Source organism: Intrasporangium zincisolvens (genome assembly GCF_034724055.1).
Classification (GTDB): domain Bacteria; phylum Actinomycetota; class Actinomycetes; order Actinomycetales; family Dermatophilaceae; genus Monashia; species Monashia zincisolvens.
Genome location: NZ_JAWIIL010000005.1, coordinates 1 through 21,003, shown reverse-complemented (window position 1 = coordinate 21,003; position 21,003 = coordinate 1). Strand labels below are relative to the sequence as shown.

Genomic DNA, 21,003 nt, shown 5'->3' with positions numbered 1-21,003 from the left:
CATGACAAGTGCGCCGACGTGGACCATCGCCCAGGTCGCGGAGGAGTTCGGAGTCACCCACCGCACCGTCCGCCACTACGAGGACCTCGGCCTCATCTCCCCCGAGCGTCGGGGCACCCAACGCGTCTTCCACCGCCGCGATCGCACCCGCCTCAACCTCATCCTGCGGGGCAAGCGCCTCGGGTTCCCGCTCGAGCAGATCCGCACGATCATCGACCTCTTCGACGCTCCGCGCGGCCGACGCACGCAGCTCGAGTACGTCCTGGGCGAGATCGACGAGCGACGCGCCGATCTCGAGCAGCGGCTGCGCGACGTCCAGGACGCCATCGCCGAGCTCGGCGAGTTCGAGCGCCGGTGCCGTGAGGACCTCGACAAGCTCGCGTGACACGATGGAGCGCATGAGCGCTGCAGACACGAAGTTCTCCGCGTACGCGCACCCCGAGCGGCTCGTCACGACCGACTGGCTGGCCGAGCAGATCGCCGCCGGATCGGTGGGCGCTCCCGGCGGGATCGCCCTGCTCGAGTCCGACGAGGACGTCCTGCTCTACGACACCGGCCACATCCCCGGCGCGCTGAAGATCGACTGGCACCTCGACCTCAACGACCCGGTCACCCGGGACTACGTCGACGGCGCCCGGTTCGCCGAGGTCCTCGGTGCCCGGGGCATCTCACGCGACACGACGGTCGTCATCTACGGCGACAAGAGCAACTGGTGGGCGGCGTACGCGCTGTGGGTCTTCAGCCTGTTCGGGCACGAGGACGTCCGGCTCCTCGACGGCGGCCGGGCGAAGTGGATCGCCGAGGGCCGCGAGCTCACCCGCGAGGTGGTGGCCCCGACCCCGGCCGAGTACCCGGTGGCCGACCGCGACGACGCGCCGATCCGCGCCTTCAAGGACGACGTGCTCGCCCACCTGGGCCAGCCCCTCGTCGACGTCCGGTCCCCCGGCGAGTACTCGGGCGAGCTGCTCCACATGCCCGACTACCCGCAGGAGGGCGCGATGCGTGGCGGCCACATCCCCGGCGCGCGGTCGGTGCCCTGGGCGCGCGCAGCCAACGAGGACGGCACGTTCAAGACGCGCGAGGACCTCGAGGCGATCTACCTGACGGAGCAGGGACTCGCGCCCGGCGACGACGTGGTGGCCTACTGCCGCATCGGCGAGCGTTCGTCGCACACGTGGTTCGTCCTGACGCACCTGCTCGGTTTCGAGTCGGTCCGCAACTACGACGGCTCGTGGACCGAGTGGGGCAACGCCGTCCGCGTCCCCATCGACAAGTGATTCCCGCCGTCACGCGAAAGCACCGATCCCGATGACCGACACTCCCCTGCCCACGTCCCTGGCCGAGATCGCCGAGGACTTCCGCGAAGCCTCCAACGACCTCAAGCTCCAGCTGCTCCTCGAGTTCAGTGACGAGCTGCCCGGCCTGCCCGAGCGCTACGTCGGCCACCTCGACCAGCTCGAACGCGTCGACGAGTGCCAGTCCCCGCTCTTCCTTACGGTCGAGGTCGCCGAGGGCACCTCCCTGCAGGACCGTGCCGTGCACCTGTTCTTCGACGCCCCGGCCGAGGCCCCGACGACCCGCGGGTTCGCCGGCATCCTCCGCGAGGGCCTCGACGGCCTCTCCGCCGCCGAGGTGCTAGCGGTGCCCGACGACGCCCCGATGCGCTTTGGCCTCGCCGAGGCGGTCTCGCCTCTCCGGATGCGCGGCATGGTCGCCATGCTCGGCCGCATCAAGCGCCAGGTCCGCGCCAAGACCACCGCCTGACCCCGAGCCCCTCGCCCCCGCCCATCACTTGAGTCACTGACCCCCGTGACCGCTCACTGACGTAGTGGGGGAATCCCCTCGCTACGTCACTGACCCCTGTGAACGCTCACTGACGTAGTGCGGAACCCCCTCGCTACGTCACTGACCCCTGTGAACGCTCACTGACGTAGTGCGGAACCCCCTCGCTACGTCACTGAACCCTGTGACAGCTCACTGACGTACCGGCTCCGGCCGGGGATCACGACCGACGAGAACGGCCCAGGGCTGTCGGTGGCCCCTGGCAGTGTCAGGCCATGACGCGAGGGAGCAGAGCCGACACCGACCGCGTGACGAGGCCGTCCGTCCGGTCCGATGTGGGGTTCGACCTGTCCGACGTGGACGCAGTCGGTCGTCTGTTCGCGCGCGTCCGCCGTCTGGCGGACCTGAGTCAGCGCGAGCTCGCGGCCCGAGTCGGCGTGACGCAGAACGCCATCGCGCGGGTGGAGTCAGGCGACGGCCTCCCCAGCCTCGTCCTGCTGGCGCGCGTCCTCGCCGTCGGCGCACTCAGGGTGTCGCTCACGGACGCGGCAGGGTCCGCGATCTCGCCGGTGCCCGACGACCTCGTGCGCGACAACGCCGGTCGCCGCTTTCCGGCTCATCTCGATGTCGCCCCGCCCGACGAGGTGCCGTACGAGCGGTGGGCCTACCCCCGGTACGACCGACCGGCTGCTCGGGGCTGGTACCAGCTTCGCCCGGCGCGCGACCGGGACGCGGCCGACCGGGTCAGCGGCCGTCCGGACGACCACCCCACCGCGGCCGAGCTCGAGACGCGGGTGCGGCTCATGGCCGGGCCCCAGCCCCGAGTGGCACCCGTCCCCGTGCCTCTGCCGGAGTGCGAGTGCCTGGACGAGTGCTTCGAGACGTGGTGCCTCGACGCCTGCCCGTGCCGGTGCGAGCCACCGCCCGCCTCGGAGTGGGACCGACGCCGCCTCCTCAGCGGCTGAGTCGAGGCGCGATGAAGACGGCGCGCCAGAGTTCGGGGCGCGGCGACTCGATTCCCTGCAGGACGAGACGGTCGCCGCCCAATGAGCGCAGGGTGGCCGCGCTCAGGGCGAAGGGTGGGCCGTCCGTGGCATCGACGTCGCCATCCGCTCGGAACGCCACGGCGAAGAGGGTCCCGCTGGGCGCGACGAACCCGGTGATGCTTGGGATCGCTTGCGACCGTGGTGGATCGGGCATGGCCTGGATCGTGAAGATCTCGACGACGAGGTCGAACGCACCCGCCCACTCGGCGGGCGGCGAGAGCAGGTCGGCGACGCGGTAGTCCACGACTGACTCAGGGTGCCGCGACCGCGCGGTCGCCACCGCGTTCGGCGACAGGTCGAAGGCCGTCGTCGCGAAGCCCAGCGAGGCCAGGTACTCCGCGTCCGCCCCGAGACCGCAGCCGACGACGAGGGCCCGGCGGCCCTCGCCCCACAGCATCCCGTCCCGCGCACCGGCGGCCTGGGCCTCGCCCCAGTCGCTCAGCAGCGGGTGCGGGGAGTCACGGTCCCACGGCATCGAGATGCTCCCGGCGACGCCTTCGCCGTACAGCCGGTCGAACCACGCGTTCGGGTCACCCGTCGCGTACGCCTTGGCGGCGAGCACGCCGGCCCGCTCGTCCCAGTCCCTGCCCAACGTCAGCCTCCGATCCTGGTCCGGACCTCGTAGAGCTCCGGGAAGAACGTGAGGTCCAGCGCGCGACGCAGGAAGTCGACGCCGCTCGAGCCGCCGGTGCCGACCTTCTGCCCGATGGTGCGCTGCACGACCTGCAGGTGGCGGAAACGCCACTGCTGGAAGTTGTCCTCGAGGTCGACGAGCTCCTCGCACGTCTCGTACACACCCCAGTGGTCGTGCGGGGCCGCGTACACCTCGGCGAAGACGTCGACGAGGCCCGGGTCGTGCCGGTAGGGCTGGCTCCAGTCACGGTCCAGGAGGGTGCCCGGCACCGCGTACCCCCGCCGCGCCAGGTACGCGAGGAAGGTGTCGTAGAGGCTCGGCTCGTGGAGCAGCGCGTCGAGAGCGGTCCGGGCCGCCTCGTCGTGCGAGAAGACCGCCACCATGTCGGCGTTCTTGTTGCCGAGCAGGAACTCGACCTCCCGGTACTGCGCCGACTGGAAGCCCGAGCTCGTCGCGAGGAACGGGCGGATCTGCGCGTACTCACTCGGCGTCAGCGTCGCGAGCACCGACCACTGGTCGGTCAGGGTGTGCTGGATGTGCTTGACCCGCGCCAGCCTCTTGAGCGCCGGAGCGAGCTCGTCGGATGCGAGCAGGCCTCGGGCAGAACGCAGCTCGTGAATCATCAGCTTGAGCCACAGCTCGGACGTCTGGTGCTGGATGATGAACAGCAGCTCGTCGTGCTGGGGCGGGTCGCTCAGCGGCTGCTGGGCGCTCAGCAGCGTGTCCAGCCGGAGGTAGTCGCCGTAGGACATCCGTCGCGTGAAGTCACGCTCGATCCCCTGCTCCAGCTCGCGCCTGCTGCGCGGGTCCATTGCACCGGTTCCACCGACGGCCTCGTCCATGCCCGCGATCCTAGGGGGGCGGGTTCAGCGCACCCTCGGCCGCAGCCGGACCAGGTGCGAGACGACGCCCGGGATCCACCCGGTCTCCCCACGCATCCACCGCGCGCCGACGAGGTTGTGCGGTACGACGACGGTGTCGGCCCGGGCCGCCACGAGGCCGAGGTCCGTGCCGAACACGTCCGTGACGACAGCCCACTCGCGGGCGCTGTGCCGGGTCAGGTGCTCACCGATCGCGATGGCGAACGTGTCGACGATGATGTCGGACCCGCCACCTGCCGCGGGGTCGGCCTGCACCGCGCGGAACTGCTCGTCGAAGTGGGAACCGATGGAGTCGAGGTCGTCGACGTCGACGCCGATTGCCGCTGCACGGTCGAGGCCCGACGCGATCCGCGCGCGTTCCTCGTCGTCCAGGGGCCGGCTCTCCGGGCGCCCTGACACCGTGGGCACGAGGGAGTCGTCGGGCTCGGGTCCCTCGTCGACCTCCGCGGGCTCGGTGACGGACTCGGAGCTCTTGCGACGCGAGAACAGACCCATGCCGCCAACGTACTGCGGCCCGCGGGAGCAGCCCAGCCCCGCTCAGCGCGAGAGACGGGCCCGGATCTCCTGCGCCTGCGACCCCGCCCGGCGCGGCTCGGTCGGCCCCCACGAGGCCTGGCGCACCGCGGCGCCCAGACCCCATGCGACGCCGACGACCGTCACCCCCAGCCGCAGCGACCGGCCCCGCAGCCCCGACGCGTCCGCGACACCGCGCAGCTCGCCGGTCACCCAGCGCCACACGTCCGCAGAGCCGAGGCCACGGTGCCGGGCGAGCAGCACCAGGTGGTTGCGCCGGCCGTACAGCTTGTAGCGCGTGTCGAAGCGCGCGCCTCTGACGTGCGGCGCCGGCCGGTGGTCGACGACGGCATCCGGGGCGAAGAGGACACGACCTCCCACACGTCGGACGCGCAGGAACACGTCGGTGTCCTCGCGCAGCGCGGTACCCGGGTAGTCGTCCCGGAAACCGCCGAGGTCGGCCAGCACGGTCCGGCGGAACACCATGTTCGCCCCGATCCCGTGGTCGACCTCGAACGGCTCCGCAGCGGTCACGGCGAAACCCTCGGTGAGACGGCCAGTGGGCAGGTACCGGCCCACCGGCTGGTCGTAGTGCTCCTCCCCCTCGATGCCGTTGCGAGTGCGCCCGGCGGCGGCCGCCACGGACGCGTCACCGAAGACCGCCCGCAGGGCACGTGACCATCCGGCGCCGACGACGACGTCGTCGTCGAGGAACGCCACGACGTCCCCGGTCACCCAGCGCAGCGCCTCGTTGCGCGAGCGCGTCATCCACCCGGCCAGCTGTGGGGCCCACACGAAGCGCAGCGGCAGGCCGTGCGCATCGACGTAAGCGCTCCGGTCCGCGGCCGAGGCGTCGACGACGACAACCTCCTCGACCGGGTCCTCGAGGGCGGCGAGCCCGGCGAGGCACCGGTCGAGGAACGCGGGCCGCTCGTACGTCACGACGCAGACGCTCAGCGTCGGCAGGGAGACGTGCGAGCGAGGCTTCTTCCGCGCGGCCTCCCAGCCCTCCATGCCCGCACAGTAGTGACGGGCACGGGCGGTCGTCAGCCGAACGTGTCGGGGTCCGGCCCCGTGCGCGTGCCGCGGTCGAGACCGGCCAGCGCGTCGAGGTCGTCGCCGTCGAGGGCGAAGTCGAAGACGCGGGCGTTCTCCTCGATGCGCTCCGGGGTGACCGACCGAGTCAGCACGACGTTGCCGAGCTCGACGTGCCACCGGAGCACCACTCGGGCCGGGGACACGTCGTACCGCTGCGCGATGCCCGTGACGACCGGGTCCTCGAGGAGCCCGGCACGGACGGCCAGCGGGCTCCACGCCTCGGTGACGATGCCGTGCTCGTCGTGGAAGGCGCGCAGCTCGCGCTGCTGCAGGTACGGGCTCAGCTCGACCTGGTTGATCGAGGGCAGCACGCCCGTCTCGTCGAGGAGGCGCTGCAGGTGCGGCACCTGGAAGTTGCAGACGCCGACCGATCGGACGCGGCCCTCCTGCTGCAGCTCGAGCAGGGTGCGCCACGCCTCGACGAAGCGGTCCTGCTTCGGCGCAGGCCAGTGGATGAGGAAGAGGTCGAGCACGTCGAGGCCGAGCCGACCCATCGACGCCTCGAACGCGCTGCGCACGTGGCCGTGGTCGTCGTTCCAGACCTTCGTCGTGACGAAGACGTCGTCGCGCGGCAGGTCCGACGCGGCGAGGACGCGGCCGATGCCCTCCTCGTTGCCGTAGATCCGCGCCGTGTCGAGGTGGCGGTAGCCGACCTCCAGCGCACGGCCGGCGGCGGCGTCGACCTCGGCGTCCGGCACCTCCCAGACGCCGAAGCCGAGCTGGGGAACGGCGAGGCCGGGGGTGCTGGCGTGGCCGAGGGGCAGGGTGGGGACGTCATGGTGTGTCGTCATGCCTCCCACGCTAGGTCGAGGGCCGCGGTGGCGATGTGCTGGACCTCACGGCGAGACGGCCGGGAATAACACCGGTGGCCCCGAAGTTGGGCCGCGCCGAGCCGCTAGAGTCCGGACCATGGCTCCCATCAGCAAGGTCCTCATCGCCAACCGGGGTGAGATCGCCGTCCGAATCGCCCGCGCCTGCAAGGACTCCGGCATCGCCTCGGTCGCCGTGTACGCCGACCCGGACCGCGAAGCCCTGCACGTCAAGGTGGCCGACGAGGCGTTCGCGCTCGGTGGCTCGACCCCCGGTGAGAGCTACCTGCTGCAGGACAAGCTGCTCGACGTCGCACGTCAGGCCGGCGCCGACGCGGTCCACCCGGGCTACGGCTTCCTCGCCGAGAACGCCGACTTCGCGAAGAAGGTCATCGACGCCGGACTGACGTGGATCGGCCCGGGCCCCGAGGCCATCGACTCCCTCGGCGACAAGGTCAAGGCGCGCCACATCGCGACGAAGGCCGGTGCCCCGCTCGTGCCCGGCACGAAGGACCCGGTCGCCGACGCCGACGAGGTCGTCGCGTTCGCCCAGGAGCACGGTCTGCCGGTCGCCATCAAGGCCGCCTACGGTGGCGGTGGCCGCGGCCTCAAGGTCGCCCGCACCATCGAGGAGATCCCGCACCTGTTCGAGTCCGCGGTCCGCGAGGCCGTCACGGCCTTCGGTCGCGGCGAGTGCTTCGTCGAGCGGTTCCTCGACCACCCGCGGCACGTCGAGACCCAGTGCCTGGCCGACCAGCACGGCAACGTCGTCATCGTCTCGACGCGCGACTGCTCCCTGCAGCGTCGCAACCAGAAGCTCGTCGAGGAGGCACCGGCCCCGTTCCTCACCGAGGCCCAGCACACCGAGCTGCTCCGAGCGTCCAAGGCCATCCTCAAAGAGGCCGGCTACGTCGGCGCCGGCACGTGCGAGTTCCTCGTCGGTCCGCAGGGCGACATCAGCTTCCTCGAGGTCAACACCCGCCTGCAGGTCGAGCACCCGGTCTCCGAGGAGGTCACCGGCATCGACCTGGTCCGCGAGCAGTTCCGCATCGCGAACGGCGAGCGCCTCGACTACGACGACCCCGAGCCGCACGCCCACTCGATCGAGTTCCGCATCAACGGCGAGGACGCCGGTCGCGGCTTCCTGCCCGCGCCCGGCACGGTCACGCGCATGGTCGTGCCGCACGGTCCGGGCGTGCGCTGGGACGCCGGCATCGTCGAGGGCGACACCGTCGCCGGCGCCTTCGACTCGATGATCGCCAAGCTCATCGTCACCGGCCGCGACCGCACCCAGGCGCTCGAGCGCGCCCGCCGCGCCCTCGGCGAGCTCGAGATCGACGGCATGCCGACGGTGACCCCGTTCCACCGCGCCGTCGTGGCCGACCCGGCGTTCGCCCCGGCCGACCCTGCCGAGAAGTTCACGATCCACACGCGCTGGATCGAGACCGAGTTCGACAACCAGATCCCGGCCTACGCCGGCGCCGCTGCCGACGCACCGGAGGCCGAGGAGCGCCACACCGTCGTCGTCGAGGTCGGCGGACGCCGGCTCGAGGTGTCCCTGCCCGGAGGCCTCGCGATCGGCAACGGCGCGGGAGCGGCGAAGAAGAAGGCCCCGAAGCGCTCGGGCGGCTCCAAGGGTGGCGCGGCGGTCTCGGGCGACTCCCTCACCGCGCCGATGCAGGGCACGATCGTCAAGATCGCCGTCGAGGACGGTGCGACCGTCGCCGCCGGCGACCTCGTCGTCGTCCTCGAGGCGATGAAGATGGAGCAGCCGATCACGGCGCACAAGGACGGCGTCGTCACCGGTCTCACCGCGGCCGTCGGCGAAACCGTCACCTCCGGCGCCGTCCTCGCCGAGATCAAGGACGCCGAGGGCTGAGCCCCTCCCGCGCGACGAAGGGCCGTCACCCGGTGGGGTGACGGCCCTTCGCGCGTCCGGTTCGTGTCGAGCCCGCGCCTCAGGACTTCGGGGGCGGATCTCCGAGCGTGATGTCGTCCGAGCCGGACGGCGGGATCTCCGAGGGCCCCGGACCGCCGGGCAGGGACGGGTCGACGGGGCTCGGGTCGTTGGGGTCGACGGGCACGCTCGGAGGCGGCGTCGCGGGGCCGGGCTCCGGCGTCGGCACCGGCGTGGGCTCGGGCGTGGGCGGCGGCGTCGGGACCGGGGCGGGGCCCGGCTCGGGGGCAGGGGTCGGGGCGGGCGGTGGCGTCGGGTCGCCCGGCGTCGGCACGGTGTCGTCGGCCTCGGGCGGCAGCCCGAGCGCCTCGCGCACCTTGTCGCCGCCCTGGTCGACCTGCTCGGCGTACGTGCCGCCGGTCTTCTCGTTGATCAGATCCTCGGCCTTGTCGAGCCCCTGTCCGACCTGGTCGGGGTGGCCCTTGAGGAAGTCCTTCGCCTTGTTGATCCAGTCGCTCACGTGTCCTCCGGGATGGCTGGGCCGGGGCGGCGAGCACCCCGGACGGCGGCGATGCCGCCACCGGCCCGACGTTACGCCTCTGGCACACTGCTGGGGTGCTTGCGACCCTGCCCACTGCCACGACCCAGCCGAACGGCTTCACGGTGACGAACCTCATCGTCGCGCTCGTCTTCGTCCTGCTCTTCTGGCTCTTCCAGCGGTGGCTGCGCGACCGCGTCTCGAAGCGACGTCGCGAGCGGTGGGCCCGCGAGGAGGGTCGCGCTCCGGAGGACCTCGACGGCGAGGCCCGCGGGACCGACGGCGACGGCCCGGGCACCGACGACGGGTCCGGTCCGGACGCGTCCGGACCGGACGGCCCGACCCGCAGCTGAGGCGTCGGTTCGGTCGGCGCTGACGCGCCGGCTCAGTCGGCCTGGTGCAGCTGGCGCGCGGCCTCGGCGATCGAGCCGGACAGCGACGGGTACACGGTGATGGTGCTCGACACCTGGTCGACCGAGAGCCGGTTCTGCACGGCGAGCGCCACGGGGAAGACCAGCTCGGAGGCCTTCGGCGCGACGACGACCCCGCCCAGCACCGTGCCGTAGACCTTGCGGCAGAACAGCTTGACGAAGCCGTCGGTGATGCCCTGCATCTTGGCGCGCGGGTTGCGGGCCAGCGGCAGCATCACCGACTCGACGTCGGGTGACTCGTCGGCGGCGTTCTGGCTGATGCCGACGGTCGCGATCTCGGGCTCGGTGAAGATGTTCGCGGCGACGCCGCGCACGTTGAGCGGCGCGACGGCGTCGCCGAGGGCGTGCCACATGGCGATGCGGCCCTGCATGGCGGCGACGGAGGCGAGGGGCAGGACGCCGGTGCAGTCGCCGGCCGCGTACACGCCGCCGACGCTCGTGCGCGAGACCCGGTCGACCTGGACGTGCCCGGACTGGCTCAGCTCGACGCCGGCCTCCTCGAGCCCGAGGCCGGCCGTGTTCGGCATCGACCCGACGGCGAGCAGGGCGTGCGAGCCCTCGACGGTCCGCCCGTCGACGAGGGTGACGACGACACCGTCGGCGGTGCGCTCGACCGACGCGGCGCGCGACTTGTTGAGCACCTCCATGCCGCGCTTGCGGAAGACGTCCTCGATGACGGTGGCGGCGTCGGCGTCCTCGCCCGGCAGCACCCGGTCGCGGGAGGAGACGAGGACGACCTGCGAGCCGAGGCCGAGGTAGGCCTGCGCGAGCTCGGCGCCGGTGACGCCGGAGCCGATGACGATGATCCGCTCGGGCAGCTCGTCGAGGGCGTAGATCTGCTGCCAGGTGAGGATGCGCTCGCCGTCGGGGCGCATGGTGTCCATGACGCGGGGCGAGGCCCCGGTGGCGAGGAGCACGACGTCGGCCGAGAGCTCGCGGGTGCTGCCGTCCTCGAGGGTGGCGACGACGAGGTCGCGCGAGGCGAGCCGGGCCGAGCCGGTCAGGACGGTGACGCCGACCTGCTCGAGGCTGCCGCGGATGTCCCCGCTCTGCGCGGCGGCGAGCTCGAGGATGCGGCCGTTGACGGTGCGGGCCTGGGCGACGGCGTCGGACACCTCGTCGCCGTCGTCGTCCTGCAGGCGCACGCCGAGCCGCGAGGCGGTCTCGAAGTCGGACATGTAGTCGGCGGTGGCGATGAGCGCCTTGCTCGGCACGCAGTCGGTCAGCACCGCGGCGCCGCCGACACCATCCTTCTCGACGACGGTGACCTGCGCGCCGAGCTGGGCTGCGACGAGCGCCGCCTCGTACCCGCCCGGGCCGCCCCCGATGATGACAACGGACGTCTCACGCGTGATCACGCGTCCATCCAACCATCCCGCCGACTGGTGTCCGCCACGTGGACGGCGTCGCTAGAGTCCTGAACGTGACCACGACGCACCTCGACCTCGCCGACCCCTCCACCGACCCCTTCGCCGTCGCCGACGCCGCTGCCGCCGTCATCGCCGAGCGCACCGGCGTCGAGCGCCACGACGTCGCCCTCGTCCTCGGCTCCGGCTGGGGCCAGACGGCCGACCTCGTCGGCGAGACCCTCGCCACGATCGAGAACGCCGACGTCCCCGGCTTCCACCGTGCGGCCGTCGCGGGGCACTCGGGCACGATGCGGTCGGTCGCCATCGGCGACACCGGTCGCCGGGCGCTGGTCTTCGGCACCCGCACGCACTTCTACGAGGGCCGGGGCGTGCGCTCGGTCGTCCACGGCGTCCGCACGGCGAAGGCCGCCGGGTGCAGCACCATCGTGCTGACGAACGGCTGCGGCGGCCTCAACCCGGCGTGGGCCCCCGGCACCCCGGTCCTCATCCGTGACCACATCAACCTCACAGCGCACTCCCCCGTCGAGGGCGCGAACTTCGTCGACCTCACCGACGTCTACACCCCGCGCCTGCGCCAGCTGGCCCGCGAGGTCGACCCGGACCTCGACGAGGGCGTCTACGTCCAGTTCCGCGGACCGCACTACGAGACCCCGGCCGAGGTGCGCATGGCCAAGGTCATCGGCGGCGACCTCGTCGGCATGTCGACCTCGCTCGAGGCCATCGCGGCCCGGCAGAGCGGCCTCGACGTCCTCGGCATCTCGCTCGTCACCAACCTCGCGGCCGGCATCTCCGAGACGCCGCTGCACCACGACGAGGTCCTCGAGGCCGGACGCGCCGCGGCCGAGCGCTGCGGCCGCCTCCTCGCCGCCGTGGTGGGACGCATCTGATGGCGGGCGAGCCCGGCGCCGACACGCTCCTCGCCGACGCCGCCGCGTGGCGCGACGACGACCCCGACCCCACGACCCGTGGCGAGCTCGACGCGCTGCTGCAGCGGGCGTCGGCCGGTGACGTCGACGCTCGCACCGACCTCGCCGACCGGTTCGCCGGCCTGCTCGAGTTCGGCACGGCCGGCCTACGTGGCGCGCTCGGGGCCGGCCCGAACCGGATGAACCGCAGCGTCGTCATCCGCGCCGCAGCGGGCCTGACCGCCTACCTCAAGGCCGAGGGCGGTGCCGGCACCCACCCGACCGTCGTCGTCGGCTACGACGCCCGCTACAACTCCGACGTCTTCGCCCGCGACACCGCGGCGGTCGTCGTCGCCGCCGGCGGTCGAGCGCTCCTGCTCCCCCAGCCGCTGCCGACGCCGGTCCTCGCCTTCGCGATCCGCCACCTCGGCGCCGACGCCGGCGTCATGGTCACGGCGAGCCACAACCCGCCGCAGGACAACGGCTACAAGGTCTACCTCGGCGACGGCAGCCAGATCGTGCCCCCGTCCGACGCGCAGATCGCCGCCCACATCTCCCGCGTCGTGCGTGTCGCCGACGTGCCCCGCGCCCACGAGGGGTGGGAGACCCTGGGCGACGAGCTGCTCGGCGACTACCTCGACGCCGTCGTCACGGTCGTCGACCCGGACTCGCCGCGCGACCTCGCGATCGTGCACACGAGCCTGCACGGCGTCGGCCACGGCACCGTGACGGCGGCCTTCCAGCGCGCCGGCTTCGGGGCCCTCTCGGCCGTCGACGAGCAGGCCGTTCCCGATCCGGACTTCCCCACCGTCGCCTTCCCGAACCCCGAGGAGAAGGGCGCCATCGACCTCGCCCTGGCCCGGGCGCGCGCCACGCAGTGCGACCTCGTCATCGCCAACGACCCCGACGCCGACCGCTGCGCCGCGGCGATCCACGACCCGGCCCTCGGCGAGTGGCGGATGCTGCGCGGCGACGAGGTCGGGGCGCTCCTCGGGGCGCACGTCGTGCACCGCGGGGTCGCCGAGGGTGACGTCTTCGCCAACTCGATCGTGTCCTCGCGCCTGCTCGCGGCCATCGCGCGCGCCGCCGGGCTCGCCCACGAGGAGACGCTCACCGGCTTCAAGTGGATCTCGCGCGTGCCCGGCCTGCGCTACGGCTACGAGGAGGCGCTCGGCTACTGCGTCGCGCCCCAGCTCGTCCGTGACAAGGACGGCGTCAGCGCAGCCCTGCTGCTCGCCGAGCTCGCCGCGTCGCTCAAGGCGCAGGGGCGCACCCTGACCGACCTGCTCGACGACCTCGCCACCGAGCACGGCGTCCACGCCACCGACTCGTTCTCGGTGCGGGTCTCGGACCTCTCGCAGACCGACACCCTCATGGAGCGACTGCGCTCCGAGCCGCCGACGTCGGTGGCCGGTGTCTCCGTGGCGCGCATCGACGACCTGGCGCGCGGCGACGGTGGCCTGCCCCCGACCGAGGGCCTGCGCTGGTTCCTCGACGACGACTCGCGCGTCATCGTGCGCCCGAGCGGCACCGAGCCCAAGGTGAAGGTGTACCTCGAGGTCATCGAGCCGGTCTCCGACGCCGAGGCGCTGCCGGCGGCCCGCGCCACGGCCGAGACGCGCCTGGCCGCGGTGCGCGCCGACCTCGAGAGCCTCACGGCGCTCTGACGACGCAGAGGGCGAACGGGTTGGCCGCCCACCGCGACACCCGACCCGACGCCGTCGGTGCCCTGCCGGGCGCCGGCGGCGTCACGCGTCAGACGACGAAGGTCCCGATGACGAAGAACGCGATCCCGGCGACCAGCAGGCCCACGGACACCGGGTCCCAGGACTGCACGGCGATGCGGGGCGTGCGACCGTCCTTGCGACGCCGGTCCTCCTCGCGCAGCGCCTCGATCTCGGCGGCGACGGTCTGGGCCTCGATCTTCGGGCGCTTGGGGCGCGGGTCCACCTCGGGCGCCGCCGGGCCGCGAAGGCGGTTGGCGCCGATGGCGAGGGCCTGACGGCCGTAGCGCGGGCGGCCCGGGTCGGACGGCACCGCCCAGGCGGTGAACTTGCGACCGCCGGAGAACAGCTCGAGCGCCCAGCGCGAGCGCACCTCGTCGATGGCCGGCCACGTGACGTCGACGACGCGCATCGGGTTGATGAGGCGCACCCCTTCGGCGTGGATGACCGCGCTCGGGCGCACGACGAACAGCCACAGCAGCACGAACGCCAGCGCGATGCTCGAGATGAGCGTCCAGCTCGGCGGCGGCACGAGGATGGCGGGCACGAGCAGGGCCAGGCCGCAGACGAGACCGACGATGCCGACGGCGACCGACGATCCGGGGCGCAGCGTGCGGGCATCGCGGAGCGGGCCCAGGCCGGTCGGCTCGGCCTCGGCGTCCCCGCCCGGGGGTGCGGCGTCGAACGCCTCGTCGTCGCGGCTCACGTGTCCTCCTCGTTCTGCTGCGACCGGTCCCACCGGTCGCCCATGGTGCGCGGTCCGGGTCCGCGCGCCATCGCCAGACCCTCTCACGCGCACCCGTGAGCGGGCACCGGCGGGCACCGGCGGGCGCTGTCGGGCCTGCACCGACGCGGTCGGTGGCGTCTCGGATCGTGGATAGACTCGGCGGGTGACTGTTAGCACGACGACGCGCACCGCGCAGGAGCTCACCGCACAGGCGCGGGACGTCCTGGGCGTGTCGCGCCTGACCAACAACGCGCTCACCTCATGGCTCCACGGCCTCCCCGGCGTCGACCAGGTCGGCTGCGAGGCGCGGGCCGCCTCGCTCGGCACCCGGTCGATCAAGACGACGAGCAAGGCGTGGGCCATCGACACGGCGATCGGGATGATCGACCTGACGACGCTCGAGGGCGCCGACACGGTCGGCAAGGTGCGCTCGCTGTGCACCAAGGCCCTCGTCCCCGACCCGCTCGACCCCACGACGCCGCGTCCCGCCGCGATCTGTGTCTACGGCGACATGGTCGAGACCGCCAAGGCGGCCCTCGGCGACAGCGGCATCCACGTCGCCGCCGTGGCCACGGCCTTCCCGTCCGGTCGGGCGAGCATGCCGGTCAAGCTCGCCGACACCCGTGACGCCGTGCGCGCCGGGGCCGACGAGATCGACATGGTCATCGACCGCGGCGCGTTCCTCTCGGGCGACTACCTCACGGTGTTCAACCAGATCGCCGAGGTCAAGCAGGCGTGTGGCGCCGCGCACCTCAAGGTCATCATGGAGACCGGCGAGCTCGTCACCTACGACAACGTCCGTCGCGCCTCCTACCTGTCGATGCTCGCCGGCGGCGACTTCATCAAGACCTCCACCGGCAAGGTTCAGCCGGCCGCCACGCTGCCGGTCACGCTCATCATGCTCGAGGCCGTGCGCGACTGGCGCGAGGCCACCGGTGTGCAGGTCGGCGTCAAGCCCGCGGGCGGCATCAAGACGACCAAGGACGCCATCAAGTACCTCGTCATGGTCAGCGAGATCGCCGGCGACGACTGGATGACGCCGGAGTGGTTCCGCTTCGGTGCCTCCAGCCTGCTCAACGACCTCCTGCTGCAGCGGCAGAAGCTCGCCACCGGGGCCTACTCCGGTGCCGACTACGTGACGATCGACTGACCGAGGACCCCACTGATGCCCACCTTCGAGTACGCCCCCGCGCCCGAGTCGCGCGCCATCGTCACCATCGAGAAGTCCTACGGCCTCTTCATCGACGGCGCCTTCACCCGGCCCAAGGCGACCTTCCCCACCATCAACCCCGCCGACGAGACGGTCCTGGCCGAAGTCAGCCAGGCCGGCCCCAAGGACGTCGACAAGGCGGTCGCGGCCGCCCGTCGCGCCTACGAGGGCGAATGGGGTCGCCTGTCCGGCGCCGAGCGCGGCAAGTACCTCTTCCGCATCGCGCGCATCCTGCAGGAGCGCGCCCGCGAGTTCGCCGTCCTCGAGACCCTCGACAACGGCAAGCCGATCAAGGAGACCCGCGACTTCGACGTGCCCACGGCGGCGGCGCACTTCTTCTACCACGCCGGCTGGGCCGACAAGCTGGAGTATGCCGGCCTCTCCATGCCGGGCTCCGACGCGCCCCGACCGCACGGCGTCGTCGGGCAGGTCATCCCGTGGAACTTCCCGCTGCTCATGCTCGCCTGGAAGGTCGCCCCGGCGCTCGCCACGGGCAACACCGTCGTGCTCAAGCCGGCCGAGACCACGCCGCTGAGCGCCCTCCTGTTCGCCGAGGTCTGCCAGCAGGCCGGGCTCCCCGCGGGCGTCGTCAACGTCGTCACGGGCGACGGCCGCACCGGCCAGGCGCTCGTCGAGCACCCCGACGTCGACAAGATCGCGTTCACCGGCTCCACCGAGGTCGGCAAGATCATCGCCCGGTCGATCGCCGGCACCAGCAAGAAGGCGACGCTCGAGCTCGGCGGCAAGGCCGCCAACATCATCTTCGACGACGCCCCGATCGACCAGGCCGTCGAGGGCATCGTCGGCGGCATCTTCTTCAACCAGGGCCAGGTGTGCTGCGCCGGTTCGCGCCTGCTCGTGCAGGAGAACGTCCACGACCAGGTCATCGCCAAGCTCAAGCGACGCCTGCAGACGCTGATCGTCGGCGACCCGATGGACAAGAACAGCGACCTCGGCGCGATCAACTCGCGTGAGCAGCTCGACCGCATCACGACCCTCGTCGACGCCGGTGTCGCCGAGGGCGCCGAGCGCTGGAGCCCGGCGTGCACCCTGCCGGGCAAGGGCTTCTGGTTCCCGCCGACCCTGCTGACCGGGGTCTCGCAGAGCCACCGGGTCGCCACGGAGGAGATCTTCGGGCCGGTCCTCACGGTGCTCACCTTCCGCACGCCGCAGGAGGCGGTCGCGAAGGCGAACAACACGGCGTATGGCCTCTCCGCCGGCGTCTGGACCGAGAAGGGCTCGCGCATCCTCTGGATGGCCGACCAGCTCAAGGCCGGCGTCGTCTGGGCCAACACCTTCAACCGCTTCGACCCCAGCTCGCCCTTCGGCGGCTACAAGGAGTCCGGGTACGGCCGCGAGGGCGGTCGGCACGGGCTGGAGGCCTACGTGACCACTGCCCCTGCGACCCTGACGGGAGCCACCCGATGAGCCGCCTCGACGTGCGCAAGACCTACAAGCTCTACATCGGCGGCAAGTTCCCGCGCAGCGAGTCCGGCCGCTCCTACGAGGTCGTCTCCGCCAAGGGCGAGTTCCTCGCGAACGCCTCGATGGGCTCGCGCAAGGACCTTCGCGACGCCGTCGTCGCCGCGCGCGCCGCACTGCCCGGCTGGTCGGGTGCCACGGCCTACAACCGCGGCCAGGTCCTGTACCGCGTCGCCGAGGTCCTCGAAGGTCGGCGCGCGCAGTTCGTCGACGAGGTCGCCCTGAGCGAGGGCCTCACGGCCCGGGCCGCCGGTGCCGCGGTCGACGCCGCGATCGACCGGGTCGTCTGGTACGCCGGGTGGACCGACAAGATCGCCCAGGTGCTCGGCAACCTCAACCCGGTCGCGGGCCCGTACTTCAACGTGTCGGCTCCGGAGCCGACTGGCGTCGTGGGCGTCCTTGCGCCGCAGGCCTCCTCGCTGCTCGGGCTCGTGTCGGTCATCGCCCCGGTCATCGCGTCGGGCAACACGGCGGTCGTCATCACCTCTGCCGACCGGCCGCTGCCGGCCGTGACGCTCGGTGAGGTCCTCGCCACGTCCGACGTCCCCGGCGGCGTCGTCAACATCATCACGGCCCGCACGGGCGAGGTCGCCTCGTGGCTCGCCGCGCACCGCGACGTCAACGCCATCGACCTCACCGGCGTCGCCGGCGCCGACGGCGTCGACTGGGCTGCACTGGAGGCCGAGGCCGCGGGCAACCTCAAGCGCGTCTACCGTCCCGCCCTCGCCGACGGCCAGCCCGTCGAGCCCGACTGGAGCGCCGAGCCGGGCCTGTCCCGCATCCGCGCCTTCCTCGAGACGAAGACCGTCTGGCACCCCAAGGGCCTGTGAGTCAGCGGTGACGCGCGCCGCCGACGCCATGGACGACACGAGCAGCACGACCGACGCCGCGGGGACCACCTCCCCGCGGCGTCGCCGCGTCATCCTCGTGACCGGTCCCAGCGGAGCGGGCAAGAGCAGGCTGTCCGAGCGCCTCAGCGCGGCACACGGGTGGCCCGTCGTGCGGCTCGACGACTTCTACCGCGAGCACGACGACCCGCGCCTGCCCCGGTCCCCGCTCGGCATCCCCGACTGGGACCACATCGACTCGTGGAACGCCGACGCCGCCGTCGCGGCCCTGCGCACGCTCATCGACGTCGGGCACGTCGAGGTGCCGGTGTACGACATCGGCGCCTCGGCCGTCACCGGTCGCCACGCCGTCGAGGCCGGAGCCGAGGACTACGTGCTCGCCGAGGGGCTCTTCGCGGCGCGCCTCGTGGCGCCGTTGCGCGAGGAGGGCCTGCTCGCCGACGCGCTCTGCGTGCGGCAGAACCGCTACGTCACGGCGTTGCGGCGCTTCCTGCGCGACCTCGCCGAGCGTCGCAAGCCGCCGCACATCCTCGTGCGACGAGGCATGGCCCTGCTGCGCGACGAGCCGCACGTCGTCGCAGAGGCACAGTCGCTCGGGGCACGGTGCATCACGCCGCACGAGGCGGAGGCCGAGCTGACCCACCTGGTCCGGGCAGGCCGCGCGTGAGGCTCGTCGGGCTGCTCGGCGGGATGAGCTGGGAGTCCACGGCCGAGTACTACCGCCTTGCCAACGAGGCCGTCCGCGACCGCGTCGGCGGGCTCGCCTCGGCCAGGCTGCTGCTGCACTCGGTCGACTTCGCCGAGGTCGAACGGCTGCAGGCGGCCGGCGACTGGGACGCCGCCGGCGTCCTGCTCGCCGACGCGGCTGCCGGCCTCGAGCGCGGCGGCGCCGAGCTGCTCGTCCTGTGCACCAACACGATGCACCGGGTCGCCGACGCGATCGAGGCCGCGGTGTCGGTGCCGCTGCTGCACATCGGCGACGTCACCGCCGACGCCGTGCGGCGGGCGGGCATCAGCCGCGTCGGGCTGCTCGCGACGGCGTACACGATGGAGCAGCCGTTCCTGCGTGACCGCCTCGCCTCGCACGGCCTGACGGTCCTCGTCCCCGAGGAGCAGGACCGCGCCGAGGTGCACCGCGTCATCTACGAGGAGCTGTGCCTCGGTGTCGTGCGTGAGGAGTCCCGGGCCGCCTACCGGCAGGTGATCGGACGGCTCGTGGCCGCGGGGGCCGAGGGCATCGTCCTCGGATGCACGGAGATCGAGCTTCTCGTCGGGCAGCAGGACTCCCCCGTTCCGGTGTTCCCGACGACCCGGCTGCACGTCGAGGCCGCGGTGGACGCAGCGCTCGACGCGCGGCCCTGAGGACCGTCGGGCGGGCGTCAGCCCATGGGTGAGGCGACGTAGCCGAGAGCTGCGTAGCCGGGCTTGATGACCTCGTTGATGAGCCCGAGACGCTCGTCGAAGGGGATGAAGGCCGACTTCATGGCGTTGATGGCCACCCACCGGAAGTCGGTGAGCGTCCAGCCGGCCTGCTCGGCGAGCAGGGTCGACTCCTTCGTCATCGACGTGTCGCTCATGAGCCGGTTGTCGGTGTTGAGCGTGACGCGGAAGCGCAGACGCTTGAGCAGCGTGATCGGGTGCAACGGGATCGACAGGGCCGCCGAGGTCTGCAGGTTGCTGCACGGGCACATCTCGAGCGGGATGCGCATGTCGCGCACGTAGGCCGCGAGCCGGCCGAGCCGCACGCGCCCCAGCTCGACCTGGACGAGCGCCGTCGGGTCGTCGCGGTGGTCCTCGACCCACTCGCCGAACGGCCGGTCGTCGATGGTGATGTCGTCGACGATCCGCACACCGTGGCCGAGCCGGTCGGCGCCGCACCACTGGATGGCCTCCCAGATCGAGGGCAGCCCGAAGGCCTCGCCCGCGTGGATCGTGAAGTGGGCGTTCTCGCGGCGCAGGTACTCGAAGGCGTCGAGGTGGCGGGTGGGCGGGTAGCCGGCCTCCGCACCCGCGATGTCGAAGCCGGCCACGCCCCGGTCGCGGTAGCGCACCGCGAGCTCGGCGATCTCGGTGGACTTGGCCGCGTGGCGCATGGCGGTGAGCAGCGACGCGACCCGGATCGGATGGCCGGCCGCGGCGGCCCTGGCCTCGCCGTCGCGGAAGCCGGCGTTGACGGCCTCGACCACCGCCTCGAGGGACAGGCCCCGGCCCAGGTGCTGCTCGGGTGCGTAGCGGCTCTCGGCGTAGACGACCCCGTCGGTGGCGAGGTCCTGGGCGCACTCGCTCGCGACCCGGAAGAGACCCTCCTCGGTCTGCATGACGGCCAGCGTGTGGTCGAACGTCTCGAGGTAGCGGGGCAGGGACCCGGAGTTCGCGCTCTCGCGGAACCACGTGCCCAGCGCCGTGGCCTCGGTGGCCGGGAGCTCGTCGTAGCCGACCCCCGGGGCGAGCTCGATGATCGTCTGCGGACGCAGCCCGCCGTCGAGGTGGTCGTGCAGGAGGACCTTCGGAGCGGTGCGCAGGTCCGCGGCGAGGTCGCCTCCGGCGGGCGTCGCGGTGCCGGCGTCCGGCGACGCGTCGCTCACTGCTCGTCCTCGCGGTTGACCGTGTCGGGGCTGAAGGCCGGGAGACACACGGCGACGTACTCGGCACCATCGGGTCCGCAGGAGTAGCGGATCCGCTCGCCGGCCCTGGTGACGACGCTCTGACCAGCGTCGACCGCGATCTGGCCACCGTCGTGGTCCACGAGCACCTGGCCGCGCAGGACGAGCGTGATCTCGTCGAACTCGGGCGTCTGGAAGGGCTCGGACCAGTCCGCCGGCGCCAACATGTGGGCCACGGACACGGCGGAACCGAGGCCGGAGTCGGGGCTGTTGACGGCACCGACGTGCTCGTCGATGACCTTGCCGCCGGGCACGGGGATACGGGTCGGGGAGGGGATGAGATGAGGCACGAGGCCACCCTACGCCCCGGCTCGCAATGCCGAGCCGAGTCCGGAAAAGGGGCCGGGTATGCGAAAGAGGCCCGGCCCGGGTATTGCTGCCCGGGCGGGCCTCTTTCTGAAAGTGTGTCCGGCTGCGTCCTACTCTCCCACACCGTCACCAGTGC

23 protein-coding genes are annotated in these 21,003 nt (G+C 72.4%); 13 read left to right on the top strand and 10 right to left on the bottom strand.

Annotated elements, in window-relative coordinates; genetic code table 11:
• Nucleotide 1: 1 nt before the first annotated feature.
• The 4 genes from RY076_RS14425 to RY076_RS14410 all read left to right on the top strand — a co-directional run bounded on the left by RY076_RS14425 (nucleotide 2) and on the right by RY076_RS14410 (nucleotide 2,747).
• Nucleotides 2-385, top strand: a complete 384-nt coding sequence (locus RY076_RS14425; RefSeq protein ID WP_323099259.1) for a MerR family transcriptional regulator — start codon at nucleotides 2-4, stop codon at nucleotides 383-385.
• Between the two features lie 13 nt (nucleotides 386-398).
• Nucleotides 399-1,277 (top strand): sulfurtransferase, encoded by an 879-nt coding sequence (locus RY076_RS14420; protein ID WP_323099256.1) that lies wholly within the window; start codon nucleotides 399-401, stop codon nucleotides 1,275-1,277.
• 31 nt (nucleotides 1,278-1,308) lie between these two features.
• On the top strand, nucleotides 1,309-1,764 hold the full coding sequence (locus RY076_RS14415) for a SufE family protein (RefSeq protein WP_323099254.1): 456 nt from the start codon (nucleotides 1,309-1,311) through the stop codon (nucleotides 1,762-1,764).
• 293 nt (nucleotides 1,765-2,057) lie between these two features.
• Nucleotides 2,058-2,747 (top strand): helix-turn-helix domain-containing protein, encoded by a 690-nt coding sequence (locus RY076_RS14410; RefSeq protein ID WP_323099253.1) that lies wholly within the window; start codon nucleotides 2,058-2,060, stop codon nucleotides 2,745-2,747.
• Here RY076_RS14410 and RY076_RS14405 read toward each other — a convergent pair.
• From RY076_RS14405 to RY076_RS14385, 5 genes are read right to left on the bottom strand one after another with little or no spacing between them, the layout of a single operon-like run.
• Nucleotides 2,737-3,420 (bottom strand): class I SAM-dependent methyltransferase, encoded by a 684-nt coding sequence (locus tag RY076_RS14405; protein WP_323099251.1) that lies wholly within the window; start codon nucleotides 3,418-3,420, stop codon nucleotides 2,737-2,739. The genes RY076_RS14410 and RY076_RS14405 overlap by 11 nt on opposite strands.
• A 2-nt stretch (nucleotides 3,421-3,422) precedes the next feature.
• Nucleotides 3,423-4,304 (bottom strand): tryptophan 2,3-dioxygenase, encoded by an 882-nt coding sequence (locus RY076_RS14400; protein WP_413785784.1) that lies wholly within the window; start codon nucleotides 4,302-4,304, stop codon nucleotides 3,423-3,425.
• A gap of 24 nt (nucleotides 4,305-4,328) precedes the next feature.
• Nucleotides 4,329-4,838, bottom strand: coding sequence for a DUF3806 domain-containing protein (locus RY076_RS14395; RefSeq protein WP_323099250.1), 510 nt, complete (start codon nucleotides 4,836-4,838; stop codon nucleotides 4,329-4,331).
• A gap of 42 nt (nucleotides 4,839-4,880) precedes the next feature.
• Nucleotides 4,881-5,870: a glycosyltransferase family 2 protein gene (locus RY076_RS14390; protein WP_323099249.1), complete on the bottom strand. Its 990-nt coding sequence runs from the start codon at nucleotides 5,868-5,870 to the stop codon at nucleotides 4,881-4,883.
• A 32-nt stretch (nucleotides 5,871-5,902) separates the two neighbouring features.
• The gene (locus RY076_RS14385) at nucleotides 5,903-6,745 is read right to left on the bottom strand and encodes an aldo/keto reductase (RefSeq protein ID WP_323099247.1); all 843 of its coding nucleotides are present in this window, start codon (nucleotides 6,743-6,745) and stop codon (nucleotides 5,903-5,905) included.
• A 118-nt stretch (nucleotides 6,746-6,863) separates the two neighbouring features.
• Here RY076_RS14385 and RY076_RS14380 point away from each other — a divergent pair, with 118 nt between their 5' ends.
• Nucleotides 6,864-8,642: an acetyl/propionyl/methylcrotonyl-CoA carboxylase subunit alpha gene (locus tag RY076_RS14380; protein WP_323099245.1), complete on the top strand. Its 1,779-nt coding sequence runs from the start codon at nucleotides 6,864-6,866 to the stop codon at nucleotides 8,640-8,642.
• Nucleotides 8,643-8,721: 79 nt separating this feature from the next.
• On the opposite strand, the gene RY076_RS14375 is transcribed toward RY076_RS14380, so the two are convergent.
• Complete coding sequence (locus tag RY076_RS14375; protein ID WP_323099243.1) at nucleotides 8,722-9,180, bottom strand: antitoxin; 459 nt, start codon at nucleotides 9,178-9,180, stop codon at nucleotides 8,722-8,724.
• A gap of 95 nt (nucleotides 9,181-9,275) precedes the next feature.
• On the opposite strand from RY076_RS14375, the gene RY076_RS14370 reads away from it, so the two are divergent.
• Nucleotides 9,276-9,551, top strand: a complete 276-nt coding sequence (locus RY076_RS14370; RefSeq protein ID WP_323099242.1) for a hypothetical protein — start codon at nucleotides 9,276-9,278, stop codon at nucleotides 9,549-9,551.
• A 32-nt stretch (nucleotides 9,552-9,583) separates the two neighbouring features.
• On the opposite strand, the gene RY076_RS14365 is transcribed toward RY076_RS14370, so the two are convergent.
• On the bottom strand, nucleotides 9,584-10,987 hold the full coding sequence (locus tag RY076_RS14365; RefSeq protein WP_323099241.1) for an NAD(P)H-quinone dehydrogenase: 1,404 nt from the start codon (nucleotides 10,985-10,987) through the stop codon (nucleotides 9,584-9,586).
• A gap of 65 nt (nucleotides 10,988-11,052) precedes the next feature.
• On the opposite strand from RY076_RS14365, the gene RY076_RS14360 reads away from it, so the two are divergent.
• Entirely contained in the window at nucleotides 11,053-11,886 is an 834-nt protein-coding gene (locus RY076_RS14360; RefSeq protein WP_323099239.1) for a purine-nucleoside phosphorylase, read from the top strand.
• Nucleotides 11,886-13,571 (top strand): phospho-sugar mutase, encoded by a 1,686-nt coding sequence (locus tag RY076_RS14355; RefSeq protein WP_323099237.1) that lies wholly within the window; start codon nucleotides 11,886-11,888, stop codon nucleotides 13,569-13,571. The genes RY076_RS14360 and RY076_RS14355 overlap by 1 nt, the downstream gene beginning before the upstream one ends.
• Nucleotides 13,572-13,659: 88 nt before the next feature.
• Here the strand turns inward: RY076_RS14355 and RY076_RS14350 are convergent, their stop codons facing one another.
• Complete coding sequence (locus RY076_RS14350; RefSeq protein WP_323099236.1) at nucleotides 13,660-14,334, bottom strand: PH domain-containing protein; 675 nt, start codon at nucleotides 14,332-14,334, stop codon at nucleotides 13,660-13,662.
• Between the two features lie 184 nt (nucleotides 14,335-14,518).
• On the opposite strand from RY076_RS14350, the gene deoC reads away from it, so the two are divergent.
• The 5 genes from deoC to RY076_RS14325 are packed head-to-tail and all read left to right on the top strand — an operon-like array spanning nucleotide 14,519 to nucleotide 19,257.
• The gene (gene deoC, locus RY076_RS14345) at nucleotides 14,519-15,505 is read left to right on the top strand and encodes a deoxyribose-phosphate aldolase (RefSeq protein WP_413785783.1); all 987 of its coding nucleotides are present in this window, start codon (nucleotides 14,519-14,521) and stop codon (nucleotides 15,503-15,505) included.
• A 15-nt stretch (nucleotides 15,506-15,520) separates the two neighbouring features.
• Nucleotides 15,521-16,993, top strand: coding sequence for an aldehyde dehydrogenase family protein (locus RY076_RS14340; protein WP_323099234.1), 1,473 nt, complete (start codon nucleotides 15,521-15,523; stop codon nucleotides 16,991-16,993).
• Nucleotides 16,990-17,877 (top strand): aldehyde dehydrogenase family protein, encoded by an 888-nt coding sequence (locus RY076_RS14335; protein WP_323099233.1) that lies wholly within the window; start codon nucleotides 16,990-16,992, stop codon nucleotides 17,875-17,877. The genes RY076_RS14340 and RY076_RS14335 overlap by 4 nt, the downstream gene beginning before the upstream one ends.
• Nucleotides 17,878-17,884: 7 nt before the next feature.
• Entirely contained in the window at nucleotides 17,885-18,562 is a 678-nt protein-coding gene (locus RY076_RS14330; RefSeq protein ID WP_323099232.1) for a uridine kinase family protein, read from the top strand.
• Nucleotides 18,559-19,257 carry an aspartate/glutamate racemase family protein gene (locus RY076_RS14325; RefSeq protein ID WP_323099230.1) on the top strand — a complete coding sequence of 233 codons (699 nt, stop codon included), beginning with the start codon at nucleotides 18,559-18,561 and terminating at the stop codon, nucleotides 19,255-19,257. Before RY076_RS14330 ends, RY076_RS14325 begins: the two co-directional genes overlap by 4 nt.
• A gap of 17 nt (nucleotides 19,258-19,274) precedes the next feature.
• Here RY076_RS14325 and RY076_RS14320 read toward each other — a convergent pair whose 3' ends face one another.
• Nucleotides 19,275-20,417, bottom strand: a complete 1,143-nt coding sequence (locus RY076_RS14320) for an adenosine deaminase (RefSeq protein ID WP_323099825.1) — start codon at nucleotides 20,415-20,417, stop codon at nucleotides 19,275-19,277.
• 59 nt (nucleotides 20,418-20,476) lie between these two features.
• Nucleotides 20,477-20,848, bottom strand: a complete 372-nt coding sequence (locus RY076_RS14315) for a cupin domain-containing protein (protein ID WP_323099228.1) — start codon at nucleotides 20,846-20,848, stop codon at nucleotides 20,477-20,479.
• Nucleotides 20,849-21,003 lie beyond the last annotated feature (155 nt).

What these genes read in the sequence shown, in the direction of transcription:
- RY076_RS14415 (WP_323099254.1), top strand. Translation starts at nt 1,309, where the DNA reads ATGACCGACACTCCCCTGCCCACGTCCCTGGCCGAGATCGCCGAGGAC.
- RY076_RS14355 (WP_323099237.1), top strand. Translation starts at nt 11,886, where the DNA reads ATGGCGGGCGAGCCCGGCGCCGACACGCTCCTCGCCGACGCCGCCGCG.
- RY076_RS14400 (WP_413785784.1), bottom strand. Translation starts at nt 4,304, where the DNA reads ATGGACGAGGCCGTCGGTGGAACCGGTGCAATGGACCCGCGCAGCAGG.
- RY076_RS14395 (WP_323099250.1), bottom strand. Translation starts at nt 4,838, where the DNA reads ATGGGTCTGTTCTCGCGTCGCAAGAGCTCCGAGTCCGTCACCGAGCCC.
- RY076_RS14390 (WP_323099249.1), bottom strand. Translation starts at nt 5,870, where the DNA reads ATGGAGGGCTGGGAGGCCGCGCGGAAGAAGCCTCGCTCGCACGTCTCC.
- RY076_RS14385 (WP_323099247.1), bottom strand. Translation starts at nt 6,745, where the DNA reads ATGACGACACACCATGACGTCCCCACCCTGCCCCTCGGCCACGCCAGC.
- RY076_RS14340 (WP_323099234.1), top strand. Translation starts at nt 15,521, where the DNA reads ATGCCCACCTTCGAGTACGCCCCCGCGCCCGAGTCGCGCGCCATCGTC.
- RY076_RS14335 (WP_323099233.1), top strand. Translation starts at nt 16,990, where the DNA reads ATGAGCCGCCTCGACGTGCGCAAGACCTACAAGCTCTACATCGGCGGC.
- RY076_RS14425 (WP_323099259.1), top strand. Translation starts at nt 2, where the DNA reads ATGACAAGTGCGCCGACGTGGACCATCGCCCAGGTCGCGGAGGAGTTC.
- RY076_RS14410 (WP_323099253.1), top strand. Translation starts at nt 2,058, where the DNA reads ATGACGCGAGGGAGCAGAGCCGACACCGACCGCGTGACGAGGCCGTCC.
- RY076_RS14380 (WP_323099245.1), top strand. Translation starts at nt 6,864, where the DNA reads ATGGCTCCCATCAGCAAGGTCCTCATCGCCAACCGGGGTGAGATCGCC.
- RY076_RS14420 (WP_323099256.1), top strand. Translation starts at nt 399, where the DNA reads ATGAGCGCTGCAGACACGAAGTTCTCCGCGTACGCGCACCCCGAGCGG.